Source organism: Shouchella patagoniensis, assembly GCF_002019705.1.
GTDB classification, from domain to species: domain Bacteria; phylum Bacillota; class Bacilli; order Bacillales; family Bacillaceae_D; genus Shouchella; species Shouchella patagoniensis.
On sequence record NZ_KV917377.1, the window covers coordinates 2,065,273 to 2,087,596 of the forward strand.

General features: G+C 40.7%; 21 protein-coding genes. 12 read left to right on the forward strand and 9 right to left on the reverse strand.

The window, feature by feature from the left end:
- The first annotated feature begins 217 nt into the window (after positions 1-217).
- The 3 genes from BK584_RS10960 to BK584_RS10970 are packed head-to-tail and all read left to right on the forward strand — an operon-like array spanning position 218 to position 3,478.
- The gene (locus BK584_RS10960) at positions 218-1,429 is read left to right on the forward strand and encodes a glycosyltransferase family 4 protein (RefSeq protein ID WP_078392637.1); all 1,212 of its coding nucleotides are present in this window, start codon (positions 218-220) and stop codon (positions 1,427-1,429) included.
- A complete protein-coding gene (locus BK584_RS10965) occupies positions 1,426-2,466 on the forward strand; it encodes a glycosyltransferase family 4 protein (RefSeq protein WP_078392638.1) in 1,041 nt (346 codons plus the stop codon). Before BK584_RS10960 ends, BK584_RS10965 begins: the two co-directional genes overlap by 4 nt.
- A complete protein-coding gene (locus BK584_RS10970; protein ID WP_078392639.1) occupies positions 2,459-3,478 on the forward strand; it encodes a lysylphosphatidylglycerol synthase transmembrane domain-containing protein in 1,020 nt (339 codons plus the stop codon). Before BK584_RS10965 ends, BK584_RS10970 begins: the two co-directional genes overlap by 8 nt.
- A gap of 739 nt (positions 3,479-4,217) precedes the next feature.
- On the opposite strand, the gene BK584_RS10975 is transcribed toward BK584_RS10970, so the two are convergent.
- The gene (locus BK584_RS10975) at positions 4,218-5,675 is read right to left on the reverse strand and encodes a SulP family inorganic anion transporter (RefSeq protein WP_078392640.1); all 1,458 of its coding nucleotides are present in this window, start codon (positions 5,673-5,675) and stop codon (positions 4,218-4,220) included.
- Between the two features lie 259 nt (positions 5,676-5,934).
- On the opposite strand from BK584_RS10975, the gene BK584_RS10980 reads away from it, so the two are divergent.
- From BK584_RS10980 to BK584_RS10995, 4 genes are all read left to right on the forward strand, one after another.
- Positions 5,935-7,047 carry a YibE/F family protein gene (locus BK584_RS10980; protein ID WP_078392641.1) on the forward strand — a complete coding sequence of 371 codons (1,113 nt, stop codon included), beginning with the start codon at positions 5,935-5,937 and terminating at the stop codon, positions 7,045-7,047.
- Complete coding sequence (locus tag BK584_RS10985) at positions 7,044-7,835, forward strand: YibE/F family protein (protein ID WP_078392642.1); 792 nt, start codon at positions 7,044-7,046, stop codon at positions 7,833-7,835. The genes BK584_RS10980 and BK584_RS10985 overlap by 4 nt, the downstream gene beginning before the upstream one ends.
- Positions 7,836-8,208: 373 nt before the next feature.
- Positions 8,209-9,516 carry a homocysteine synthase gene (locus BK584_RS10990; RefSeq protein ID WP_078392643.1) on the forward strand — a complete coding sequence of 436 codons (1,308 nt, stop codon included), beginning with the start codon at positions 8,209-8,211 and terminating at the stop codon, positions 9,514-9,516.
- A gap of 64 nt (positions 9,517-9,580) precedes the next feature.
- Positions 9,581-9,820, forward strand: a complete 240-nt coding sequence (locus tag BK584_RS10995) for a hypothetical protein (protein WP_078392644.1) — start codon at positions 9,581-9,583, stop codon at positions 9,818-9,820.
- A gap of 49 nt (positions 9,821-9,869) precedes the next feature.
- On the opposite strand, the gene BK584_RS11000 is transcribed toward BK584_RS10995, so the two are convergent.
- Positions 9,870-10,424 carry an NADPH-dependent FMN reductase gene (locus BK584_RS11000; RefSeq protein ID WP_180320502.1) on the reverse strand — a complete coding sequence of 185 codons (555 nt, stop codon included), beginning with the start codon at positions 10,422-10,424 and terminating at the stop codon, positions 9,870-9,872.
- 331 nt (positions 10,425-10,755) lie between these two features.
- On the opposite strand from BK584_RS11000, the gene BK584_RS11005 reads away from it, so the two are divergent.
- On the forward strand, positions 10,756-11,112 hold the full coding sequence (locus tag BK584_RS11005; protein ID WP_078392646.1) for a hypothetical protein: 357 nt from the start codon (positions 10,756-10,758) through the stop codon (positions 11,110-11,112).
- 326 nt (positions 11,113-11,438) lie between these two features.
- Here BK584_RS11005 and BK584_RS11010 read toward each other — a convergent pair whose 3' ends face one another.
- Positions 11,439-11,927 carry a DinB family protein gene (locus BK584_RS11010; protein ID WP_078392647.1) on the reverse strand — a complete coding sequence of 163 codons (489 nt, stop codon included), beginning with the start codon at positions 11,925-11,927 and terminating at the stop codon, positions 11,439-11,441.
- Between the two features lie 868 nt (positions 11,928-12,795).
- Between BK584_RS11010 and BK584_RS11020 the strand changes: the two genes are divergently transcribed.
- The 3 genes from BK584_RS11020 to BK584_RS11030 all read left to right on the forward strand — a co-directional run bounded on the left by BK584_RS11020 (position 12,796) and on the right by BK584_RS11030 (position 16,841).
- The gene (locus BK584_RS11020; RefSeq protein ID WP_078392649.1) at positions 12,796-14,418 is read left to right on the forward strand and encodes an ATP-binding protein; all 1,623 of its coding nucleotides are present in this window, start codon (positions 12,796-12,798) and stop codon (positions 14,416-14,418) included.
- The gene (locus BK584_RS11025; RefSeq protein WP_078392650.1) at positions 14,396-15,100 is read left to right on the forward strand and encodes a response regulator; all 705 of its coding nucleotides are present in this window, start codon (positions 14,396-14,398) and stop codon (positions 15,098-15,100) included. Before BK584_RS11020 ends, BK584_RS11025 begins: the two co-directional genes overlap by 23 nt.
- Before the next feature lie 73 nt (positions 15,101-15,173).
- Positions 15,174-16,841, forward strand: a complete 1,668-nt coding sequence (locus BK584_RS11030) for an SLC13 family permease (protein WP_078392651.1) — start codon at positions 15,174-15,176, stop codon at positions 16,839-16,841.
- 219 nt (positions 16,842-17,060) lie between these two features.
- Here BK584_RS11030 and BK584_RS11035 read toward each other — a convergent pair whose 3' ends face one another.
- The 5 genes from BK584_RS11035 to BK584_RS11055 all read right to left on the reverse strand — a co-directional run bounded on the left by BK584_RS11035 (position 17,061) and on the right by BK584_RS11055 (position 20,145).
- Positions 17,061-17,462 (reverse strand): hypothetical protein, encoded by a 402-nt coding sequence (locus BK584_RS11035; protein WP_078392652.1) that lies wholly within the window; start codon positions 17,460-17,462, stop codon positions 17,061-17,063.
- A 393-nt stretch (positions 17,463-17,855) separates the two neighbouring features.
- Positions 17,856-18,314 (reverse strand): YxiH-YxzG fusion protein, encoded by a 459-nt coding sequence (locus BK584_RS11040; protein WP_078392653.1) that lies wholly within the window; start codon positions 18,312-18,314, stop codon positions 17,856-17,858.
- Positions 18,315-18,335: 21 nt separating this feature from the next.
- Positions 18,336-18,734: a hypothetical protein gene (locus BK584_RS11045; RefSeq protein ID WP_078392654.1), complete on the reverse strand. Its 399-nt coding sequence runs from the start codon at positions 18,732-18,734 to the stop codon at positions 18,336-18,338.
- Between the two features lie 41 nt (positions 18,735-18,775).
- On the reverse strand, positions 18,776-19,330 hold the full coding sequence (locus tag BK584_RS11050; RefSeq protein WP_245808839.1) for a GNAT family N-acetyltransferase: 555 nt from the start codon (positions 19,328-19,330) through the stop codon (positions 18,776-18,778).
- Positions 19,331-19,593: 263 nt separating this feature from the next.
- A complete protein-coding gene (locus BK584_RS11055; protein ID WP_078392655.1) occupies positions 19,594-20,145 on the reverse strand; it encodes an NAD(P)H-dependent oxidoreductase in 552 nt (183 codons plus the stop codon).
- A gap of 122 nt (positions 20,146-20,267) precedes the next feature.
- Here BK584_RS11055 and BK584_RS11060 point away from each other — a divergent pair, with 122 nt between their 5' ends.
- Positions 20,268-21,176 (forward strand): LysR family transcriptional regulator, encoded by a 909-nt coding sequence (locus BK584_RS11060; RefSeq protein ID WP_078392656.1) that lies wholly within the window; start codon positions 20,268-20,270, stop codon positions 21,174-21,176.
- Between the two features lie 182 nt (positions 21,177-21,358).
- Here the strand turns inward: BK584_RS11060 and bla are convergent, their stop codons facing one another.
- Positions 21,359-22,246 carry a class A beta-lactamase gene (gene bla / locus BK584_RS11065; protein ID WP_078392657.1) on the reverse strand — a complete coding sequence of 296 codons (888 nt, stop codon included), beginning with the start codon at positions 22,244-22,246 and terminating at the stop codon, positions 21,359-21,361.
- Positions 22,247-22,324 lie beyond the last annotated feature (78 nt).

A 22,324-nucleotide genomic window follows, 5' to 3' on the forward strand; every position in this document is an offset into this window, starting at 1 on the left:
TTATATGGCATATATCAGCCTCTAGACCGATCCTCAAATCCTTCCGTGGGCAGTACTCAACAGAAGATGAAAATGATAAAGTACAGGAGATCACAATTCTAAATTTTTTCTAAAGAATTAGCAATATTCATTTTCAGTAACAAATAAATCAGTATACTTTATAGTTGGCTAGCTAAACAACGGAAAACCTTTGTAAAGCGGAAAAGAGGTTAAAACAATGAATATTGGCATTTTTACTGATACGTATTTCCCGCAAATTAGCGGGGTGGCCGCGTCGATTGCAACGCTTGATAAAGAGCTTACACGCCTTGGTCATAATGTCTATATTTTTACATCTACAGACAATATGGCGAATACAGCCAAAGAAAAAGGAAAGGTCTTTCGCTTTCCTAGTTTAGCAGCGCGTTTTGTACCAGAACGCCGCTTAGCTTTTAAAGGGACACGGAGAGCGTCACATCTAATTAAAACCCTTGATATTGATGTGATTCATACACAGACGGAGTTTTCAATGGGATGGCTTGGCAAGCACCTATCTCGGAAACATCAGCTTCCATTTATCCACACATACCATACGATGTACGAGGATTATATCCATTATATTGCAAAAGGCCGATTGCTTACCCCTTCCATGATTGGAAAATTAACGAAATGGTTTTGCAGGCGAGCAGACCTTGTGATTGCACCTACGGAAAAAGTAAAAAGGACGTTGGAGCGTTACCAAGTTGCAGCTCCTATTAAGGTTGCACCAACAGGTATATCGCTTATGCAATTTCAGCGAACAGATGAATCAGTTAGAACGGCAATGGAAATTAAAGCACAAATGGGTTTGTCTGCTGACGATCCTGTAGTCGTATCAATTGGACGCATGGCCGAAGAAAAAAATATGCAAGCCCTTATTCAAGCTGTGAAAGACTGCCACAGCCACCAAGTTCCGATGAAACTCGTTCTGGTAGGAGATGGTCCTGAACGCCAGTCGCTTGAGGAGCTTGCCAACACACTCGGTGTTTCATCACATGTTTTATTTGTTGGAGCAATAAATTGGAGTAAGATTCATTATTATTATCAAATAAGCGATCTGTTTGTAAGTGCCTCAACGACGGAAGCACAAGGCTTAACATACATTGAAGCGATGGCTTCTGGTTGCGCAGTCATTGCAAAGGACGATTCAAGCATTCAAAAGGTCATCCGTAATGGCGAATCTGGTTTTGTCTTTAAGCAAGATAGCGACTTAGCGCCTTTATTAATGTCGCTCTGGCAAAACCCACAGCGTGTTCAACATGTTCAATCTGCTGCTCATGGACATGTTCGTTCATTTTCGGCAGAATCCTTTGGACTTACATTAGAAAGTACGTATCACGTCGTCAGCCAAAAAGGGCAATCCGCACAAAACCAGCGAGTTGCTTTTTATCCGACCAGGAGGTCATCATGATAAAACTAACAATGCTTTCATCAGCTGAAAAAGTAAAGGGCCAAGGTGTTGCCTCTGCCTACCGTGAGTTAGTCTCTTTGCTTGAACGCCAGCAAAACCAACCATATGACCTTGCGATTAACCAGTACCACAAGTCAGATATTACTCATTACCATACCGTTGATGTCCCTTTTTATCTATCAACATTTTCTAAAAAAAGAGGCGTAAAAGTGGGTTACGTCCATTTCCTGCCTGAAACGATGGACGAGAGCCTTCAGCTACCAAAAGCATTTCGTCTATTATTCGACAGGTATCTCTTATCCTTTTACAAGCGAATGGATCAACTTGTCGTTGTGAACCCATCCTTTATTAGCAAATTAGAAGCATTAGGAGTGAAGCGAGATCGCATTCATTTCATTCCCAATTTTGTATCAAAATCTTTGTTTTCCAAACATGAACAAAGCGAACGTTCGACTCTTAGGCATTCACTCGGCATACCAGAAGATGCCTTTGTTGTTTTAGGTGCGGGTCAAGTACAACATCGCAAAGGCGTACTCGATTTTATAGAGGTTGCAAAGCAGATGCCAGACGTTCACTTCATTTGGGCTGGGGGCTTTTCGTTTGGAAGATTGACAGCTGGATATCAACAATTAAAACAAATCGTCGATGCACCTCCTGCAAATGTCTCGTTTCCTGGCATTGTCGACCGGAGCGAAATGCCTGCTTATTACCAAGCGGCTGATGTATTCTTTTCGCCGTCTTATAATGAGTTGTTTCCAATGACCATCCTTGAAGCCATGAGTTGCGGGAAACCATTGGTGCTAAGGAATTTATCTTTATACGAAGACATCTTGTTTGATTACTATCATCAAGCTTCTGACAACAACGGCTTCGCACGCCTCATCGAACGCTTGCGCGCTGATGATTCGTTTTACAAAACTGCTGCCAAGCAAGCTGATCAAGGTGCCTTTTATTACTCTGAAGAACGGTTAACCGATGTGTGGAATGATTTCTATCAACAACTAGCTACCGATAAAACAGCGCCTTCCTATGGGTAAGAATTGGATATGGCAGCTAACCATCGTCCTTTTGATTGGAGCTGCCTTTATGCTTTTCCTTGCCCGTGGGGTGGACTTTGCTTTGCTTGGGACAGGTGTAAAACAAGCAAATCTCTTTTGGCTCGCACTCGCAGCACTGATTCTTTGCTGCACATGGCTGCTTGAAGCTTGTGCTCTATCAGCACTAACAGTAGCTTTGTCATTTCGTACAAGCTTTCACACAACGATGGTTGGGCAGTTGTTTAATCAAATCACCCCAATGGCTTCTGGTGGGCAACCGGCACAGCTTTATTTGTTAACAAAGCGGGGGATGGACGGGGGGCGCGCGACATCGATTCTTCTGATGAAATTTCTCGTGTTCCAAATCATGCTTGTGCTTTCTTTCTCAGTCATTCTTCTATTTGGCTACCCAACTTTAGCAGAAGCATTACCAAATATGAAACTGTTTATCTTAATCGGATACTCGATTCATGCCAGCATCATTGCGATTCTCATACTCGTGATTTGGAATATACGTCTTGCCAGGTTTTTAGCTCACTTCTGCATACAACCAGTGCGACTGGTGAGCCATGAAAAAGCAAACGCTTGGAGTGAAAAGCTTGATCAAGCAATGATTCAGTATCAACAGCAAAGTCATCAATTGGCCAAAAGAAAAAACCAGTTAATCGTTGCGTCACTGTTCACTTTTTTACAGTTGCTTTTGTTTTTTAGCATTCCTTACTTTATCCTTCAAGCCTTTTATATCGAGGATGTTTCCCTTTTTATTTCTACTACGTATCATGCTTTTGTGATGATGTTTGCCTCTGTCATACCGACGCCAGGTGGGAGCGGAGCCACGGAGTATACATTCAGCCTACTGTTCAACTCTTTGATGAGTGCAGAAATGCTTCTTCTCTGCTTGTTTTTCTGGAGACTTCTCACTGCATATATCCCTGTTTTTGTTGGACTACTAATAGGAGGTTTTATCGGAAAGAAACATTTGAGACAAAAGCAAGGGCACTCTTCTTCCTAAGGGTGCTCTAGTGATGGGGTATGGAAAGAAGTAGACGTTTTCTTCGTGTTGTAAGTTGAGAAAAATGCAGTTGGGTGTCCGTTCTTCTCACAAAGAAAAATACCCTGGTATCTCCAGAGTATCCATATAGGGGGATGACAAATGATTCGTATCACTCGCAAAACACAAGCGTCAACAAATTGTTAATTTCATACTACCATACTTTAGCGGGATGGCGTATTGGGATAACCATTAAGCAAAAAGCCGTTTCCTCTAAAGATTTCTTCCCCCTATCGCACCCTCACATGCTCACGAAATCGTGATAAAGCACGCCACCGCCTTCTTCCTAAACATTCTGTTAATCAGCACGTGTTGGGAAATGCAGTGAAAAAGAGCATTTTATGTTTAATAATCGGCAATGAAAACGTTTAACTCCCTCTTTCATTCCCCCACTTTACTTGCAACTGATCCTAACGCTAAAGGTTGTTTTAAAGGCTTCATTCGGGGTATATAGCTAATAAAGGAGTTGATTCGTTCGCACAGAAAATTGTATGTACCATTTGCCAAAAAGAAATTGAAGACACAGAACGATTGACACTTGATTTCCAAGTTGGAGAGTTGCCTTCTTTTTATTGTAAAAACTGTTCACCACAAGACTTTACCGAACCCGCACACCTTAACTAGTTAAGAGAATAAAAAAGGCATGGATCTGTTCATTGACCACATGCCCTAGTAAAAATTCAATTCACACAGCCTTGTTTTAATGGCTCGAGTTTGAAGAAATCGTCCCAATTGATTTCAAAAGCGTTTTACTCTCTTGGTCGACTCCTTTGAAAGTCAATTTGACTTTCCGTGCCGTAAATTTCGCCTCGATTCGGTCCAATGCGCCGACCGCAGAATCATCCCAAATGTGCGAGTGAGACAAGTCCACCACAACAGCATGTACGTGCTCATACACGTCGATCTTTGCAAGAAAATCCGTTACAGATGCAAAGAAAAGTGGCCCTTCTACACGGTAATAACGAGTGTTCCCTGTCTGATCAAGTTTTGACTCCACCTGAACCTTCGATAGCTTAGCTGCAAAGAAAACCATGCTTAGTAGCACTCCTCCAAGCACACCGTAGGCGAGATTACCTGTCATAACAACCGTGAATACCGTTGCTATTAGTACGGCGGCATCGGTTCGCGGTAGTTTATGCAGTGTTGTGACCGACTTCCAATCAAACGTACTAATTGATACCATCATCATGACACCTGCAAGTGCAGCCATAGGGATTTGCACGACAATATTGCCAAGCACTATGATTAAAAACATTAAGAACACACCTGCAACCAGTGCGGATAAACGACCACGCCCTCCTGATTTAACGTTAATCACAGATTGACCAATCATAGCGCATCCTGCCATACCTCCAAACAAACCAGTCACTACATTAGCGATTCCCTGCCCTCTGCTTTCTCGATTTTTATTGCTACTCGTATCTGTCAGATCATCAACGATAGTTGCTGTAAGCAATGACTCAAGCAAACCAACGATCGCAAGTGCGAGCGCATAAGGAAAAACAATTGCTAGTGTTTCTAAATTAAAAGGTACGTTTGGTAAGGCAAACGCTGGCAATGTTTGCGTTAGCGCACCCATATCACCTACATTTCTAACGTCAATATTTAGTATGAGTACAATTGCAGTGACGACAATGATTGCTACAAGTGTAGACGGAATAGCCTTTGTAACATAAGGAAGCAAATAAATAATTGCAAGTGTTAACGCAACAAGCGCATACATAACCCATGTTTCCCCTATAAAATGTTCAAGTTGGGCGATAAAAATTAAAATAGCCAGTGAATTAACAAATCCTGTCATGACCGTCCTCGGCACAAACTTCATAAATTGTGCAAGCTTTAAAACGCCAAAAACGATTTGCAAAAATCCAGTTACTATTGTTGCTGCAAGCAGATACTCAAGTCCATGATTCGCCACAAGTGTTACCATTACAAGCGCCATCGCTCCGGTAGCCGCAGAAATCATGCCTGGACGTCCGCCAACAAACGAAATGACAATTGCGATACAAAACGATGCATACAATCCAACCATAGGGTCAACGCCAGCAATAATAGAGAAAGCGATTGCCTCTGGAATGAGCGCAAGTGCAACTACGATACCCGCTAAAATATCCCCTCTGACATTTCCAAACCACTGTTGTTTTAAACTTTCTTCCATGATTCATCCTCTTTCTTCATTGATGTTGATGACTCCCGAGTCTCACGAAAGTCACTCCCACCGTACAAGGATTCAACCATTAAAAGCTTCTCCTTTTAATTCTTATTTAATCTATATCAGTTCCTTTTCCCAGTCAATAGGGCAACCACAACTGATCATGTTTTTCTACCTCTAGAGCTTTTACCTCATTTGTAGTAAAGTCTTTACAGACAGAAGATGCGTTTGCACTCTGTATTTCATGTAAAAGGAGTACGAACGAATGAACTGGCTACATAAAAAAACGGTATTCTACGGCATTCCGTTCATCTTGCTTGTCTTATCTCTTCTCTTTGTCTATAACAACCATTCGCTCTATGACCGACCGATTGCCAAAGTGACAGAAGTAGAAGTGGAAGAATCAACGGAATTAGTAGATGTCCATGACAACACTGATCAACGATTCAACCAAGCAATCGTTGCGGAAATAAAAAACGGTGAACAGAAAGGAGCATTGATTCATTTAGAAAATACGTACACGCTCTCTGGAGCCTATGATCATGAATACAGTACTGGGAATGAGCTATTTGTTTGGATTGATCCACAAGAAGGAGACGATGAACTAACAGGGTCCATCACGGATGTAAAGCGAGATAAATACGTTATGATCGTTGGTTGGCTCTTTATTGCCACGTTACTTCTCGTTGGCAAGAAGCAAGGACTGTTCTCGGTCATTAGCCTCCTTATTAATGCACTTCTTCTTTCATACGCGCTCGATATCTACATCAATACACAAAATAGTAGCTTAGTACTCATCTGTGGTGTGAGTGCCATTCTGTTTACCGTGTTGACATTGCTTTTAGTGAACGGTGCAAATGAAAAAAGTTATTCAGCCATGATTGCAACCATAATCTCAACAGTTGCCTTAATGGCAATTATGTCTTTTTTTCTTTGGTTTGCGCCAGAAGGTGGACTACGGTATGAGGAAATGGGGTTTTTAACTCGACCCTATGAAGTGGTTTTCTTAGCAGGTGTTTTGATTGGTTCGCTTGGAGCAGTGATGGATGTCGCCATTTCCATGTCCGCTTCCATCTTTGGAATTTATGAAGAGAATAAAACCATTTCGCTTAAAGCACTAAAAGCATCCGGCATGGAAGTAGGGAAAGACATTATGGGGACCATGACAAACATTTTGTTTTTCGCCTATATTAGTGGTTCGATTCCTTCCTTACTCCTTTATATTAAAAACAATTCGCCGCTTGGCTTTACGTTATCAATGAACCTCTCGCTTGAATTGGCACGAGCACTCGCCGGAGGTATTGGCATTGTACTCGCAATCCCAATTGGTCTCTATACGTCACTCTTTTTTATTAATCGAAAGAAGGTGAGACAATGAGTGTCCTTACATGGCTTGCCCTCACACTCTTTCTGTTAATGACACTTATCGGTGGTGCAAAAGGCGCACGCTCGTTTTTGACATTATTCCTTAACTTCGGCGTGTTATTTGTCACAATCATTTTTATGACAAACCCAGACATGAACCCGGTCATTTTAACGTTGATCGCTTGTACCATTATTAGTGCAACTACACTTTTCTTTATTAACAACATCAATCGAACATCCGTCACTGCTTTTATTTCAACAATGATTACTATCGCCTTGCTGCTTGGTCTCATTCTGCTTGTCACCGATTACGCGATGATTCAAGGATTTGGTCCGGAAGAGATTGAGGAACTTGGTGCCTTCTCCCTTTATGTCGGAGTTGATTTCGTAAAAATCGGCGCTTCCGTAATGATAATGAGCACAATTGGTGCCATCGCTGATGTAGCCATCTCGATGGCATCACCAATGCGCGAAATCGCCCTTCACAACCCTTCCATAACAAAGAAACGGCTCTTCCTCGCTGGAATGAGTATCGGAAAAGACATTCTCGGCACAAGTGCCAATACATTGTTTTTTGCGTTTTTTGGAGGCTACTTAGCGCTATTCATTTGGTTTAAAGATTTATCATATTCATTTGGAGAAATCATGAACTCAAAAGTGTTTGTTGGTGAACTCCTCATGATCTTTTGTGCTGGGATCGGCGTGGCACTCATTATCCCTATTACGTCTTCGATCTCAGCTTACTATTTGCTGCGTAAAAGAAAAATGGAAGACACACCAATTGAGGAGCCAAGAGAATAGTGGAAAAAGAATCGAGAAGAATGTATTCTTCTCGGTTTTTCTTTATGTGAGGAGATTTTGCAAACAAAAAAACCACACTTTCTACTAAAAGTGCGGTCACTTTGTAAATCTATATACAAAACAAAAGGGGGATACGCCAAGAGATAAATGGCGAGGGTACTGTTTATATAACCACTTCTGTTCGTCTATAAACCTATTTTGATAACAATTTTTAAAAAGAAGAAAGTTTTATCAAAAAACAATAAAAATTCATTTATTAATCACCTTGCTTTTGGTATAGTTAACGACAACACCTAAGAAAAGGATTCCATTAAAACCATGTAGTCATCTATGAATAGTACAAATAAAAGAAAACATAAAGGTGGGGAAATGATTGGGAGATATTCAAGCACACGGTTTCGAAACGATCGCATTACACGGTGGACAAACGCCAGATTCAACAACAAATGCCCGTGCAGTACCGATTTATCAGACCAGTTCCTATGTCTTTAATGATACGGATCACGCTGCGGATTTATTTGCATTAAAAGAACCAGGCAATATTTATTCACGGATTATGAATCCAACTCACGATGTATTTGAGCAACGAATGGCCCAGTTAGAAGGCGGAATTGGTGCTCTTGCAACATCATCAGGTCAAGCCGCCATTACATATGCGATTTTAAATATTGCCGAAGCTGGAGACGAGATCGTTTCCGCAAGCAGCATCTATGGAGGCACCCATTCTTTATTTGCTCATACATTACCAAAGCTCGGTATTATTACTCATTTTGTTAACATCGATCAACCAGAGCAATTCGCAAAAACCATCTCTGAAAAAACAAAAGCCATTTTTATTGAATCAATTGGGAATCCTCAAACGAATATTGCCGACATCCAGACAATTGCCGATATTGCTCACGCAAACGGCATCCCTCTTATTGTTGACAATACATTTGCAACACCTTATTTATGCCGACCAATCGAGTTTGGTGCCGACATTGTTGTTCATTCTGCAACTAAGTTTATTGGTGGACATGGAACATCAATTGGAGGCGTATTAATTGATTCAGGTAAATTTAATTGGGACAACGGCAAGTTTCCCGGTCTAACAGAACCAGACCCTAGTTACCATGGGCTTGTTTACACGGAAGCACTAGGCCCTCTCGCTTACATTACAAAAGCACGTGTGACATTGCTACGTGATATCGGCGCTTCCACTTCACCGTTTAATGCCTTTTTGTTTCTTCAAGGACTTGAAACGCTGCCACTGAGGATGGAACGTCATGTTGAGAATGCATTGAAGGTTGCTTTGTTCCTCGAAAGCCACCCACATGTATCTTGGGTCAATTACCCTGGTCTTCCATCTAGCAAGTATTATGAACTTGCAAAAACCTATCTACCAAAAGGAGCTGGATCGATTTTTACCTTTGGGATTAAAGGCGGTATTGAGGAGGGAAAAACGTTTATTAATAAGGTGAAGTTATTTAGTCACTTAGCGAATGTTGGGGACGCAAAATCATTGGTCATACATCCAGCGAGCACGACCCATCAACAGCTCGACAAGGAGAGTCAAGCAAAAGCAGGCGTCACACCAGACATGATCCGTTTATCTGTTGGCATTGAAACGATTGATGATCTTTTAGCTGATTTAGATCAAGCCCTTAAGGTCAGTCAAAAAAGTGAATCATTCCAAGCATAATGTTTGCAAGCTTACGAAAAAAGGTACACACTACTATCAATACTTTTTTGAAAGGGTGGTTTTCATGGAAGATGCAGTTGTATATGATCTATTTAACCAACAGTTCATGAATGCGCTCCAAGGTGTAGCACATTCTAAACAAAGCGAGGACCAAGACATGGCAGCCTCCGTCTTGCATCTCATTTTGATGAAACCTGAAGCCGTCCACCTCATTGATAAAGACTACAAAGAAGCGACAATTATAGAGCACTGGAACCTCTCCTTATGTGAAACGGGAGCAGAAACCGAACGGTCTCGTGCATAAAAAAACAAGGTGAACGCCCATTTAAGCGTCCACCTTGTCTTTTTTTAAATTACGCATTGCGGATTGGTTTTAAAGCCTGACCCCAAGAAAGAACTTGATCTAACATCATATTCACATTGTCTTCATGTAAAGAAGCCGGTTTAAATGTATTGAAGTTTTCGAAATCAGTGAAAAGCGATAAAGTTGGATGCGTGCGCACATCAGCAATCATTAACTCGCCCATAATTCCTCTCACATGTTCAGCAGCTCGTGCACCGCCAGTGGAACCATAACTGACAATTCCAGCTGACTTATTATTCCAAGCTTCTCTAGCAAAATCAAATGCATTTTTTAATGCAGCTGACAAGCTATGATTGTATTCTTGTACGATGAAAACAAACCCATCCAATTCTGCAAGCTTTTGATTCCAAGCTGCGATTCCAGGCTCTTGACCATCTGTTGTGCCTAGAAGAGGCAATTGATAATCAGCGATATCAACAATTTCATACGCCGCATCTCCACGCTTATCTGCTAACTCTTTTACCCATTCTCCAACTTGCGGACTAACTCTACCATCTCTTGTACTACCTAAAATAATGCCAATTTTTAAAGGTTCTACTGCCATTTCTTCTTCCTCCTTTGATTTAGTAAACCATTTATGAAAAAATCCTTTACCCGAAGTCATTTCCACCAATCCTTCATTTGTCTCTCTTTGTGTTTCTTTTGAATCCTGAACTGCGTATTCGAAGCAGAAACTCATTTATGTAGTTATCATATAATCATAGTCGGTTTTTTGGAAGTAGGCACTATAAAGTGGCATAGTATCAAAAAGGATACTCCTAGATTCATTCGTACTCATTAGAGCTTATGAAAACAACTGCTAATGTATGTACGAACACACGAATGACCTTATACACATATGATAAAGAACCATAGATAAGGGGTGTGAAAGAGCCATGATCGATTGTAGTAGCGAAGACTCAAACGAAGCAAAGCTACAGGAATGGCTCACCTTATCCGAGGACTTAATCTACTACGAGGCATTCCTAAGTACATTAGCATCAACGTTGTTTTTTATCGCCATAAAAATTGAACGTGATGTGTCTAGACACCAACATTCAACAAACACTAGTGCAGGAGCTGATGATACTGATGATATCCAACTATTCTTTGCTGCTAGTGCCTCACCACATTCAAGAAGAGGTGCACAGAGCATAGACAAACAACTAAATGATGTGCAAGCGGAAATCGACTATGTGCATGGAGAAATTGTAAGCATACAGCAACAAATAAGCTTATTGTCAAAAAGATAAAAAAAGTTGGTAGGAACATCGTAGCTTTTCCGTAAAAAATAGAGCCAAGCGGATGCTTGAAAGCCTTCTTAAATAGAGGTCGAATAATCAAGCTGAAATTTGCTATAAATCTTGTTACCTATCTATCTGCTTGCTAATGAAAGGAGGTTTACAAGAGAAAACATTTCTACATATGATGAAGTAATTGTGAAAAATCATGCACATAATCGGTACAGCCACTTCTATTTCCTATTCTTTTTTTCAGGCTACACGTTTTTTAATCAAACGTTTAATTAATCTCTCCATACACCCCGTTCCACTTCACTCATGTTCAATAAGCTGTACGTCTAAACGTATAAGTCAAACATATTCACGTCATAGCCAAGCTGCTTCAAATAGATGAAGAATTGACCACGATGATGAAAGAGATGGGATACTTCTTCTACAAGCCAATGCGCTTGAATTTCCCCTTTCTCAAGGTAAAAAGGTTTTGTTTTCTTCATTAAAAAATCTTGATCAGATAAAGAAGTCATATAAGCCTTATACTCATTAAAGCCATCGTTCATTGCCTGAATGAGGGCATCTGTCGATTCAAGTTTATTGTATTTCAGTTCCAAACCTTGAATCGTTTCTTGATCTTGTTCTTGCCAAATGTTGAGGTCCACCTCTGGTATGGCCACGATGTGCTGGGCAAGTTCCTTTAGGCTTCGCATATGTTCCGCTGGTCGAAATTCCCAGTCTTCACTTTTTACTTTTTTCAGCAACCCTTCCATTGAACGAACCCCAATTTCTAATTCATGTAAGAGCTCGTTTCTTAAAACATCAACAGCATTCATTTTTACTTCCTCCTTATTATGGATTAGCCACAAGTTTGTATGATGATCAACTACGTTTCTCAATCACTTGCCCCCGAGGTATCTTACGTTTTTATCTTTTCTAAATTGCTTCCTCCGTTGTTGTTTGAGTCTTAGGGTAAATCCCTCTCTTATTTCTTCTCCTTCTTTAGATTATATCCTGTCATGGCTCGTAATGTCATGATCATACCGTGTTTTTATTATGATCGCGTCAAACTGTATCATATTAGAATATAGACAGTATGACGCGATCACGCAAGTTTTTTTTGAATAGACAGACAAATAATAAAAGATGCTGAATCTCTTAAGAACAGAACAGCGTCTTCTTTAGTCTTATAATCTTACAAAAAAACGAACGATAACAAATAAATAAAACCCAATAAGCAACGTATAAAGAATGACCTGACCGATCTTTTGCTTCGTCGTCGGGTTTTTTGTTCTTTTAAAAGAGATTTTTTCTGGGAAAAACCATGCGATAATAAAGTGCCCTGTAAAAAAACCAAGTATTAGCGGCCAAATAGATGCCCAGTCTGGCCATACACCTTCCAGTAAGAAAAGTGTGACATATGCTACTGAACTCATCACAAGAGGATGAAGGAAATAAACTCTCCACTTTTGTGTTCTCGTTAATGTTCCGCTTATTAACTTTGAGATGAGATCACCTCCTTCTCCATTCTAAGCTTTACTTCACCTTATCCTGTATGGATGTATTTCCTCGTTTGAAGCAAAGTAAACAGTGGAGAACCCGATTGTCTAAGCTTCTTTTCTCTTTCACACATGATCGACTTGCATGCTATGATAATAGCAATTGTGAATGATTCATACGCAAACAAATAAGGACTGAATCACTATGAAAAAACCACTTTCATTAAAAACACAAACAATGCTTTTAACGAGTGCAATTGTTTTAGGTGCTCTGCTTTTTTTCGGGGTGTTTAACGCGATTCATCAAGCCTCTTTAACGAGGGAACACCTTGAAGACAAAGTACGGATTAGTGCAAGCCATTTACGAGACAATCCACTTGTTATTCAAGCTTTAGAATCTGGGCACACAAACGATGAGCTCATCGAGATGGTCGAAACGATTCGTACAGAAAACAACCTACGTTATATTGTCATTATGGATATGGATTTAATTCGGTTTACTCATCCTGTTTCAGATCGAATTGGTGGAACATTTGTTGGCGATGACATGGATCCAGTATTTGAAGGTCTATCTTATACATCTCAATCAATTGGATCTCTAGGTCCATCTGTACGCGCTTTTGAACCTGTACTGAATCGTGATGACACACAAATTGGCGCTGTTTCCGTCGGCATCTCAACAGAAGCCATTGAAGACGCTACAAGTCAAGCACAGACGATTTCTGCTTGGTGGGCTGCAGGAAGCTTAGCGCTTGGCCTCATTGGAGCATACTTACTTGCTGGTCGAATTAAATCAACACTTCGTGGGCTTGAACCTGGAGAAATTGCTCGTATTGTCCAAGAACGGGAAGCGATGCTCGAAGCTGTAAGCGAAGGGATCGTCGCGATTAACGAGAACGGACAGTTAATCGCTGTAAATAACGCGGCAAAACAATTCCTTCTTGATGCTGGACATACAGGACCAATTGAAGGAGAAAATGCGGCTTCTGTCTGGCCAGAACTTCACCTGCATCATGTGGTCGCCACACCAAAAAGTCATTATGACGAAGTCGTAAAAAGAGGTCATTTAGAAGCAGTCGCAACAAGTGTCCCTATATTTATTGAGGGGAATTGTATTGGCGCCCTTGCCACATTTAAAGAAAAGAGCCAACTCGACGATATCGTCAAACGGATGAATGGCATGGAAACGTATGCGCAAAGTTTGCGAAGTGAGACGCATGAGTTTATGAACAAGCTTCATATCATTAGCGCCATGGTCGAAACGGACTCCTATGATGAGCTAAGCGATTACATCGAGACACTCTCTCTACGCTATCAAGCAAAAAAAGAAAGCCAATTGCCACAAGATATCAATCGTCTCGTTGAAGATGCAAGCTTAGCTCAATTCCTTGCCTCCAAGACCGTACATATGGAAACAGAGGGTGTTCACGTTATTTTTCAATCAGGCACACCTTGGCCTAAAATGCCTGCTGCGTTGATTGATGCATGGACGACCATCATTGGCAATACGCTGAACAATTCGTTAGAAGCACTTCAGAATCAACAAGAAAAACGTGTCCTGATCACCATGAAACATGTGGGCGGCGTCTTGCGCTACGTTCTTGAAGACAACGGACCAGGGTTTTCACAACACCAAATCGGCTCCAAGTTTCCTACAACAAAAGAAGGCGACCATGGTTATGGTCTTTCGAATGCTCGAGAGAAGGCCGAGCAATTTAATGGTACCTTTCATATTCTCTCAAAAGAGGGAGAAGGGACAATCGTTACTGTCCATATGCCGTATCAAAAGAAAGGAGACGATAAATATGATTCGAGTCGCAATGATTGAAGACGATCCTGATATTGCAAGATTCAACCAAAAGTTTTTAGAAAAAGTGCCTGGCTTTGCCCTTATTGCTCAGGCACAAACAGTTGATGAAGGACTGAAAGCAATTAATCAAACGGAACCGGACTTAGTCCTACTTGATGTATACATCGGCAACGAAAATGGCCTTACCATTCTTAAACAATTGCGGACAGAAGATCGCAATATTGATGTCATTTTAATTACGTCTGCCAATGATGCCTACACTGTGCAAACAGGCCAACGATTTGGCGTTATCGATTATTTGGTTAAACCCTTTTCATTTGCACGCTTTAAAGAAGCACTTGAGCGTTACAAAACAAAAAAAGCTGATGCTACTCATGCTTTGTTTGGACAAGGAGACATTGATAGCCTCCTTCACACGAGTGAGCTTTCGCGCCAAAAGGAGTTACCAAAAGGCATTACAAAGGAAACTGCGCTCCGTATTCTAGTTGCGTTAGAAGAAGCACCAGTTTGGCAAACAGCAGCTCAATTGGAGGAGAAAACAGGCATTTCTCATGTATCCTTACGCAAATACATGCGTTTCTTTGAGCAAGGTGCTTTAATAAAAAAAGACCTGGTTTATTTAAACCAAGGCCGTCCTCTCAATCAATATGTCATCACGGAGCAAGGAAAAACCTTTTTCGAAAAGAATGATTTCGTTTAATTAAAAAAACTAGACTCCCCCCCATGTTCATGAAAAAATAAGTAAACGCTTACAGGACGAAGGGGGAACATACATGAGACAAGTCATTGCAAAAAACTGGGGGCGCCTCTGGCAGCAATCCGAACGGACTAAAGACCTTCTAAACGTATTCTCGTATGCAAATAAAGGATCAAGTGCACTAAAGAAAGAAGCAACACAGCATGAACAAGAAAAAAAGCAAAAAAAAGCACCTGAATCAAGTAATAAAAAGCCGTATTCTCGCGCGCAACTGATCGGCCTAATTCTTGGTCCTCTACTCTTTTTATTAACCATCTTGTTTTTTAATCCTGAAGGTCTCACTGTTGATGGCCGCAATGTATTAGCCGTTACGCTTTGGATTGCAACGTGGTGGATGACCGAGGCGATTCCAATTCCAGCAACTTCACTGATGCCATTAATCTTATTACCACTCTCTGGTGCAATGGAAGGCTCAGCCGTTGCTTCATCCTATGGAAATGATATTATTTTCTTATTTTTAGGCGGTTTCTTTATTGCAACAGCAATGGAGAAATGGAATTTGCATAAACGAATTGCTTTGTTCATTATTTCCATCATCGGGACAAGCACCCAGCGGATTTTACTCGGTTTTATGGCAGCAACAGGCTTTTTATCGATGTGGGTCTCCAATACTGCTGCAGTAATGATGATGATCCCTATGGCACTTGCCATTACCGCCCAAGTTGCGGAAACAATGAAAGGTGAAAAAAACGAACATGAATTGCCTAAATTCGAGAAATCCCTTTTGTTTGGAGTCGGTTACGCAGGAACAATCGGCGGACTAGGTACATTAATTGGGACGCCGCCAAACATTATCCTTGCTGCCCAATTAGATGAAATTTTTGGCATATCACTTGGGTTTGGCACATGGATGTTATTCGCCGCACCAGTTGTTCTTATCTTATTACTATTTACATGGTTTTTTCTTGGTTCTGTTTCATTTAAAACGAGCATTAAAACATTACCAGGTGGAAAAGAGCTTATTCATAACGAACGTAAGAAATTAGGAGCCATTACATTTGAAGAAGGCATGGTAGCAGCGGTATTTACTTTTGCCGCATTCATGTGGATTTCTCGCGAATTTTTCTGGGCTGGTGAAGAGGCATTGATTGTGCAATTGCCTGGAATCTCTGATGGAATGATCGCTATTATGGCAACGATATTATTGTTCTTAATCCCAGGAAAAGCAGGAGCTCGTATTCTTGACTGGGCTGACTCTAAAGATATTCCCTGGGGCGTTTTGTTGCTATTTGGAGGAGGCTTAGCGATTGCTGCCGGTTTCCAATCAAGTGGATTATCAAATTGGCTTGGAGATCAACTAACGATTCTTGACGGTTTGCATATGCTCCTTGTTATCGCAGGGGCCACACTTCTTATTATGATGTTAACTGAAATTACATCAAATACGGCAACCGCAACAATGATTTTACCTGTATTAGCGGCTCTTGCTGTGGCCATTAACATTCATCCACTCGCAATCATGATTCCATGTGCGATGGCTGCCAACTGTGCCTTTATGTTACCAGTCGGCACACCACCAAACGCAATCATTTTTGGTACAGGCAAATTAAAAATCATTGAAATGGTGCGGACAGGATTCTGGATTAATGTATTTTCCACCGTTCTTATCGTACTTGCTGTTTATTTCCTCGTACCAATTATTTTTGGAATTGACTTGGGAATCTTTCCAGAGTCATTACGTTAATTCATCATTAATAAAACTGGAAAAAAACGAGAAGGCATACATTGTCTCTTCTCGTTTTTTTCGTTTCTGCTGCAATTCCTCTCTACATGCACGCAAATCTCTGAATAGAGACCAGACAAAAACAGAAGGTGAGCATCGTTTTGAATTGCAGGGATTAGGATAACAATGAGAGACACATGAGGTTAGACTTAGGGGCGACCTTAAAGGTTCATTTACTCTCTATGTGATTTTAGTTAGCCATGCATAAAAATGTGTCGCTTCCTCATCCATGACAAAGCGTTTTCCATACTGTTTCGTTTTCTGGAGTAACCAAGTGAGATTGATTTCTTCATCGGAGTGAAGAATAGACGTAAGCGCCAACACCGTGCTTTCCGGCTTTTGTACATACCAAAGCAATTGGGGATACGCAGTAAAGGCGTGCACATACCACCGGTTAATGGCTGGATCAAGATATTCGTCGCCAGGTTCCGCCTGACTATCAATGAACTTGAACTTTAACATCCCAAAGCCTCCACTTGGTGCAGCTTCTGCTTCTCTCGTAAATGCTGACAACTCACAAAAGTCTAAGTTCAACGTCTGCTCATAGGATACGTTCATTAAATAATGGGTGACTTGTTCCATCTTCGGTTTCCCCCTAAGTAAATATAGTCCATTACTCTTACTTATTCCCCATATTTTAACGTGATCCTCTTTTAATTTGGGATATAACGATTCATTTGAATCACGCTTAAAGGATGGGTTTAACAGATCCTAATAGCCAGCCCTAATTGCAACTCCATATGATTATCCTATACATGTGATCGATTAAATACTTTTTATATATGACAGAGAAATAGCCTTGTAAACCGTTTGGGAAATATATACGATATAGGCATAAGGGATTTATTAGGAGGAAGTATGACAGAAAAAGAGGAACACGCGCTTGTACAGTTAACAAATGACTTCGAACAAAAACTACTATACGTATAACCAATTAACAGCTAAACATTTACAATTTATATCTAGCCTCATCACTTAAAGAAAACCTTGTACACCTTTCCAGTAAACCATGTCTTTTGTAATCAAATAGACATTCTCACCACGCATATAGATCGTGCCTTTGATACGCTTGCCCTTCCCATTTATGAAGTCAACCGACCCTTTTGGTTTAAGGGTACGATTTCTTACCTCATACTGCATGACTGAATGGGTATCTACGACCGCAAGAATAGTGTTCCCTACAAGAACAAATTGGTCAATCGTATCTTTCCCTTTTACATTGTAAGATGCTACTTCTGCATAATTGGATAAATGGATGAACCGAAAGGAATCATAATAATAAAAATAAACGTTGGCTGCGTTCTCGACATTCAACGCATAACAATCAGCGACTTCGTATCCACTTGCACTCCATAGCTTTTCTCCCAACCGATTAAAAGCAAGTAAGCCATCACTGCCTAGTGGTGTCTCATCCCATCCAAAGTTTCCAAACACACCCTCATCAAAATAACCAACCTAAATCGTATCTGATTCATCAATTTGAACCTTGGCAATTCCATCTCCCAACGTAAATTGATTTAATAACGTACCATCAATAGAATAATGTCTTGCATTTTTCTCTATATACGCCCCATCTTTTACACACCTTCCCTGGACAATAAGGATGGTTCCATCAGAAAAGAGGTCAACATGACTTGGTATAAGGGGCAGACTCTTTAATTCAACGCACAGGACATCTTGATCGGCTTGCAACACTCGAATTTTCCAATCCCTCTTGCTAACAGGTCGTTCAAAATAATCGATCTCCTGAGCATTGGTTTCTATTAAAGCTAAAGATCCATCGCTTGTTATCTGTCCATCAATCAAAAATCCTTCTATTCCATGCGCTCGCTCTTGATCAAATTGAATTGCCATTTTCTTTCCCCCCTCTTCCTTTCTCCTCTCTTGCTTAGTACTCATTTACTCTGTTTATGAAAATCCTGTTCCAACACACTATACAACAACGAATCTCTCCAACCATCTTTCAGTTTTAAAACTTCCCTCATTCTTCCCTCTTGTTTCATCCCTATTTTTTCTAATACTTTCGCGGAACCAATATTGCGCGGATCACACGTCGCATAAATGCGGTGTAGATCAAATGTCTGAAAACCAAATGTAAGCAAGAGGTGGGCCACGTCTGTCCCAATGCCTTGATTCCAATAATCAGGATGTAGAATATAAGAAATTTCTCCATTTGATGTATCTCTTAGGTTGATTTCCCCAGCTCCGATAAGCAATCCAGTTTGTTTTAGTCGGACCGCAAGTACATACCGCGTTCTAGGTTGATGCAACTCATCATCAATGATCTTCTCAACAAACGCTTTCGTTTGTTCTTCTGTATTTGGTCCCCACGTTTGATAGGTGCTTACTTCCTTGCGCGAAGAATAAGCATGGATGGCTTTCCAATCATTTCTTTTAATCTCATTTAATAAGAGCCGTCCATTTGAAAGGCGTATATCCGGTTGTGCCACTTCTCCAGCTCCTTTCTCCCCTTATTCATTGTAGTCGTCTCTGCAGTGAACCTATTGCCTTATAGATTCAAGCCCGATAGAGTGGTGTTTATGTTAAGTATACTGGATTGTTTTTCAAGTGGGAATGATTAACGTATGGTTACGCATGGTAGAGGGGAATGAAGCAACGTTCGATTGTGGGCTTTTATCGGGGAAGGTTTCTCTGATATACGGATCGAGAAACCTTTTAGCTGTCCATTCTTTGTTCGCTCCTATCCAACAGGTTACATAAAATGCTTCGTAAAGTGCGCATGAAATTGGTCTGCACACTCCGTTAATGACAGGGGTTTCATTGCGGAGTAAATCGAAAAGGTCGGTTGTCTCCTCATTCCACAGTATTCAAATGCTTTATGGACTGGAAACAACACATCATCTTCAGAATAACCTTCTAAGAAACCAGCTTGCCTTCCATTAAAAGCGGTTTCGTTTGCTCCCCACGAAACAGAAAGCATGTAGTCTTTTTCTGTAAGGAGGCCTCCACGCCCAAACTCATTTGATTTCGTAAAAAAGACATTCGGAACAAAGACATCATCTACATACTTTTTCAAAATACCCGGTAGACTAAACCAATAGATTGGCGTTTGTACAATTACCAAGTCTGCCCACTGGAATTTTTTTATTTCCTCCTCAGTCTCGTATCCATCAATAACCTTCGTTTCTTTCACCTCAAACTTAGCTATACTTACTTCTTTTATCAAGTTGGTCATAAAAGTTGTTAAGTGCCCAGGCGCCCGTTCAAAGTGATCATGTCCATTGATAAGCAAAAGGTTTTTCATTATATCGTCTCCTCTCTTGTTGTCTTTCACCTAAATTAAGCTTAAACTAGAACGATCAATCATAAAAGATGATAATTCTGATGATTATGATCACTAAAACCGATTTAGAGGAGGAAACAATATTGGATCTTAAGCACTTACAAACATTCCTAGTGGCAAGTGAAACACTAAACTTCACTCAAACAGCAAGCACACTACAATATGCACAATCAAGTGTATCCGCTCATATTCAATCATTGGAACAATCGTTAGATACCCAACTGTTCGAACGACTCGGGAAACGACTTGTCTTAACTCACGCCGGAAAACAATTAAAAGGATACGCGGAACAAATTATCCATTTAACAGCAGAGGCACAAACGAACATTCAAGCAGACAAGAAAATCGGCACAATCACAATCGGGGCACAAGAAAGCCAATGTACGTATCGTTTACCTGCTCTCCTTAAATCATTTAAAGACCAAGCCCCCTTTGTACATTTAATTTTCAAACCTGCTCACTCGGATGAAAGGGCAACGGAATCACTCCTGAACGGAGAAGTAGACCTGGCTTTCATTATGGATGTCAATAAACCAAATCCATATATAAAAACCAAGTCGTTGTTACATGAAAAATTACTACTCGTTGCCGCCCCTTCACATCCACTGCGGTCCAGATCAGTCGTTTTACCTGAAGATTTAAGGGAAGAAACGATATTGTTTACTGAAAAAGGTTGTTCTTACCGCACGATGTTTGAACAAACGTTAAACGACTATCATATTTCTCCAAAAAACACACTGGAGTTCATTAGTATAGAAGCAATCAAAAAATGCGTCATCGCTACTATTGGTATCGCTCTTTTACCAGAAATGACTGTTGCACAGGAACTAGAAACAGGTTCATTAATTAAACTGAACTGGTCTGTCCAAATGCCGACATTAACAACGCAGATGGCCATACATAAAAACAAAACGCTCACCCCGCAATTAAACGAGTTTATTCAGTTAACAGAGAAGCATTTTAGTCATTCTTATTTACCTAATAGAGAATAAGGGAATCCATACAAAAGAGAAATGATGGTCTCCTCCCTTTTGGCAATTTGCACAATGCCATGCCTTAATTGAAAGCAGCAAAAAACAGAAGCAATCTCTTATTTTAACGGTTTATACCAAACTCCTGACAAGCGCCAAAATTTGCTCATCTGCGTCGACATCTTTGGGTGCACATATGCGAATCAATCGATCAGTTCGTTTACTATTTCTTCAGTAGCCTTTGCAATCAATTCATCATTGGTCTCTGCGCCTTCTTCATCTCGGCTCGATAGAACAGCCAACACAATAGGCGCACGATCTGGAGGCCAAATAATGCCAATGTCATTTCGTGTCCCATATGCAGCCGATCCCGTTTTGTCCCCGACTACCCAGCCATCTGGAACCCCAGCACGAATGAGAGCATCTCCTGTTGTATTGCCTTTTAGCCATTCAACCAACAAGGAACGTTGCTCTTCTTCAAGAACATCTTCAAGCGCAAATGCTCGCAAGCTCTCAGTTAATGCTTTTGCTGTGCTCGTATCCTGTGTTTCACCGGGCTTCACATCGTTAAGTTTTGTTTCGATGTTTTCTGGTTCCGTTACATCATCTCCAATCGCACGTAAGGAAGCCTTAAACTCTTTTGGTCCACCAATTTCATTAAAAATTAAGTTAGCGGCTGTATTGTCGCTGAAGCGAATGGAAGCGTCGCTTATTTCTCTTAACGTCATGCCTGTCTCCACATTGTCCTCAGTGATCGGGCTATAGTCAACCAAATCATCGGCTGTGAAATGAATTTTTTTATCCAAATCCTCTATTGATGTTTGTTGCAATAACGCGCCTACTGCCAATGCTTTATGAGTCGAAGCGTAAGCAAACCGTTCATCTGACTGATAGGCGATCGTTTGTCCGCTTCCCGTATCCACCGCGTACAAACCAAGCCTAGCGTCGTACTCTTCTTCCAGCCCATATAAACGCTCATCCAACGTTTCTTCACCTTGTTGTGCGTCTGAAGGAACAGAGTCTTTCTCATCAGTACAGCCCCCGACAAATAAAACACTCGCAGCCATTGCTCCTAGTAATTGTTTTTTCATTTACAAACCCTTCTTTCGTTTTTTGGATTACAACTGTAATCAATATTACAAATGTAATCTCGTTATGTCAATTTATTT

What these genes read in the sequence shown, in the direction of transcription:
- BK584_RS10960 (WP_078392637.1), top strand. Translation starts at nt 218, where the DNA reads ATGAATATTGGCATTTTTACTGATACGTATTTCCCGCAAATTAGCGGG.
- BK584_RS10965 (WP_078392638.1), top strand. Translation starts at nt 1,426, where the DNA reads ATGATAAAACTAACAATGCTTTCATCAGCTGAAAAAGTAAAGGGCCAA.
- BK584_RS10970 (WP_078392639.1), top strand. Translation starts at nt 2,459, where the DNA reads ATGGGTAAGAATTGGATATGGCAGCTAACCATCGTCCTTTTGATTGGA.
- BK584_RS10975 (WP_078392640.1), bottom strand. Translation starts at nt 5,675, where the DNA reads ATGGAAGAAAGTTTAAAACAACAGTGGTTTGGAAATGTCAGAGGGGAT.
- BK584_RS10980 (WP_078392641.1), top strand. Translation starts at nt 5,935, where the DNA reads ATGAACTGGCTACATAAAAAAACGGTATTCTACGGCATTCCGTTCATC.
- BK584_RS10985 (WP_078392642.1), top strand. Translation starts at nt 7,044, where the DNA reads ATGAGTGTCCTTACATGGCTTGCCCTCACACTCTTTCTGTTAATGACA.
- BK584_RS10995 (WP_078392644.1), top strand. Translation starts at nt 9,581, where the DNA reads ATGGAAGATGCAGTTGTATATGATCTATTTAACCAACAGTTCATGAAT.
- BK584_RS11000 (WP_180320502.1), bottom strand. Translation starts at nt 10,424, where the DNA reads ATGGCAGTAGAACCTTTAAAAATTGGCATTATTTTAGGTAGTACAAGA.
- BK584_RS11005 (WP_078392646.1), top strand. Translation starts at nt 10,756, where the DNA reads ATGATCGATTGTAGTAGCGAAGACTCAAACGAAGCAAAGCTACAGGAA.
- BK584_RS11010 (WP_078392647.1), bottom strand. Translation starts at nt 11,927, where the DNA reads ATGAATGCTGTTGATGTTTTAAGAAACGAGCTCTTACATGAATTAGAA.
- BK584_RS11020 (WP_078392649.1), top strand. Translation starts at nt 12,796, where the DNA reads ATGAAAAAACCACTTTCATTAAAAACACAAACAATGCTTTTAACGAGT.
- BK584_RS11025 (WP_078392650.1), top strand. Translation starts at nt 14,396, where the DNA reads ATGATTCGAGTCGCAATGATTGAAGACGATCCTGATATTGCAAGATTC.
- BK584_RS11030 (WP_078392651.1), top strand. Translation starts at nt 15,174, where the DNA reads ATGAGACAAGTCATTGCAAAAAACTGGGGGCGCCTCTGGCAGCAATCC.
- BK584_RS11035 (WP_078392652.1), bottom strand. Translation starts at nt 17,462, where the DNA reads ATGGAACAAGTCACCCATTATTTAATGAACGTATCCTATGAGCAGACG.
- BK584_RS11045 (WP_078392654.1), bottom strand. Translation starts at nt 18,734, where the DNA reads ATGGCAATTCAATTTGATCAAGAGCGAGCGCATGGAATAGAAGGATTT.
- BK584_RS11055 (WP_078392655.1), bottom strand. Translation starts at nt 20,145, where the DNA reads ATGAAAAACCTTTTGCTTATCAATGGACATGATCACTTTGAACGGGCG.
- bla (WP_078392657.1), bottom strand. Translation starts at nt 22,246, where the DNA reads ATGAAAAAACAATTACTAGGAGCAATGGCTGCGAGTGTTTTATTTGTC.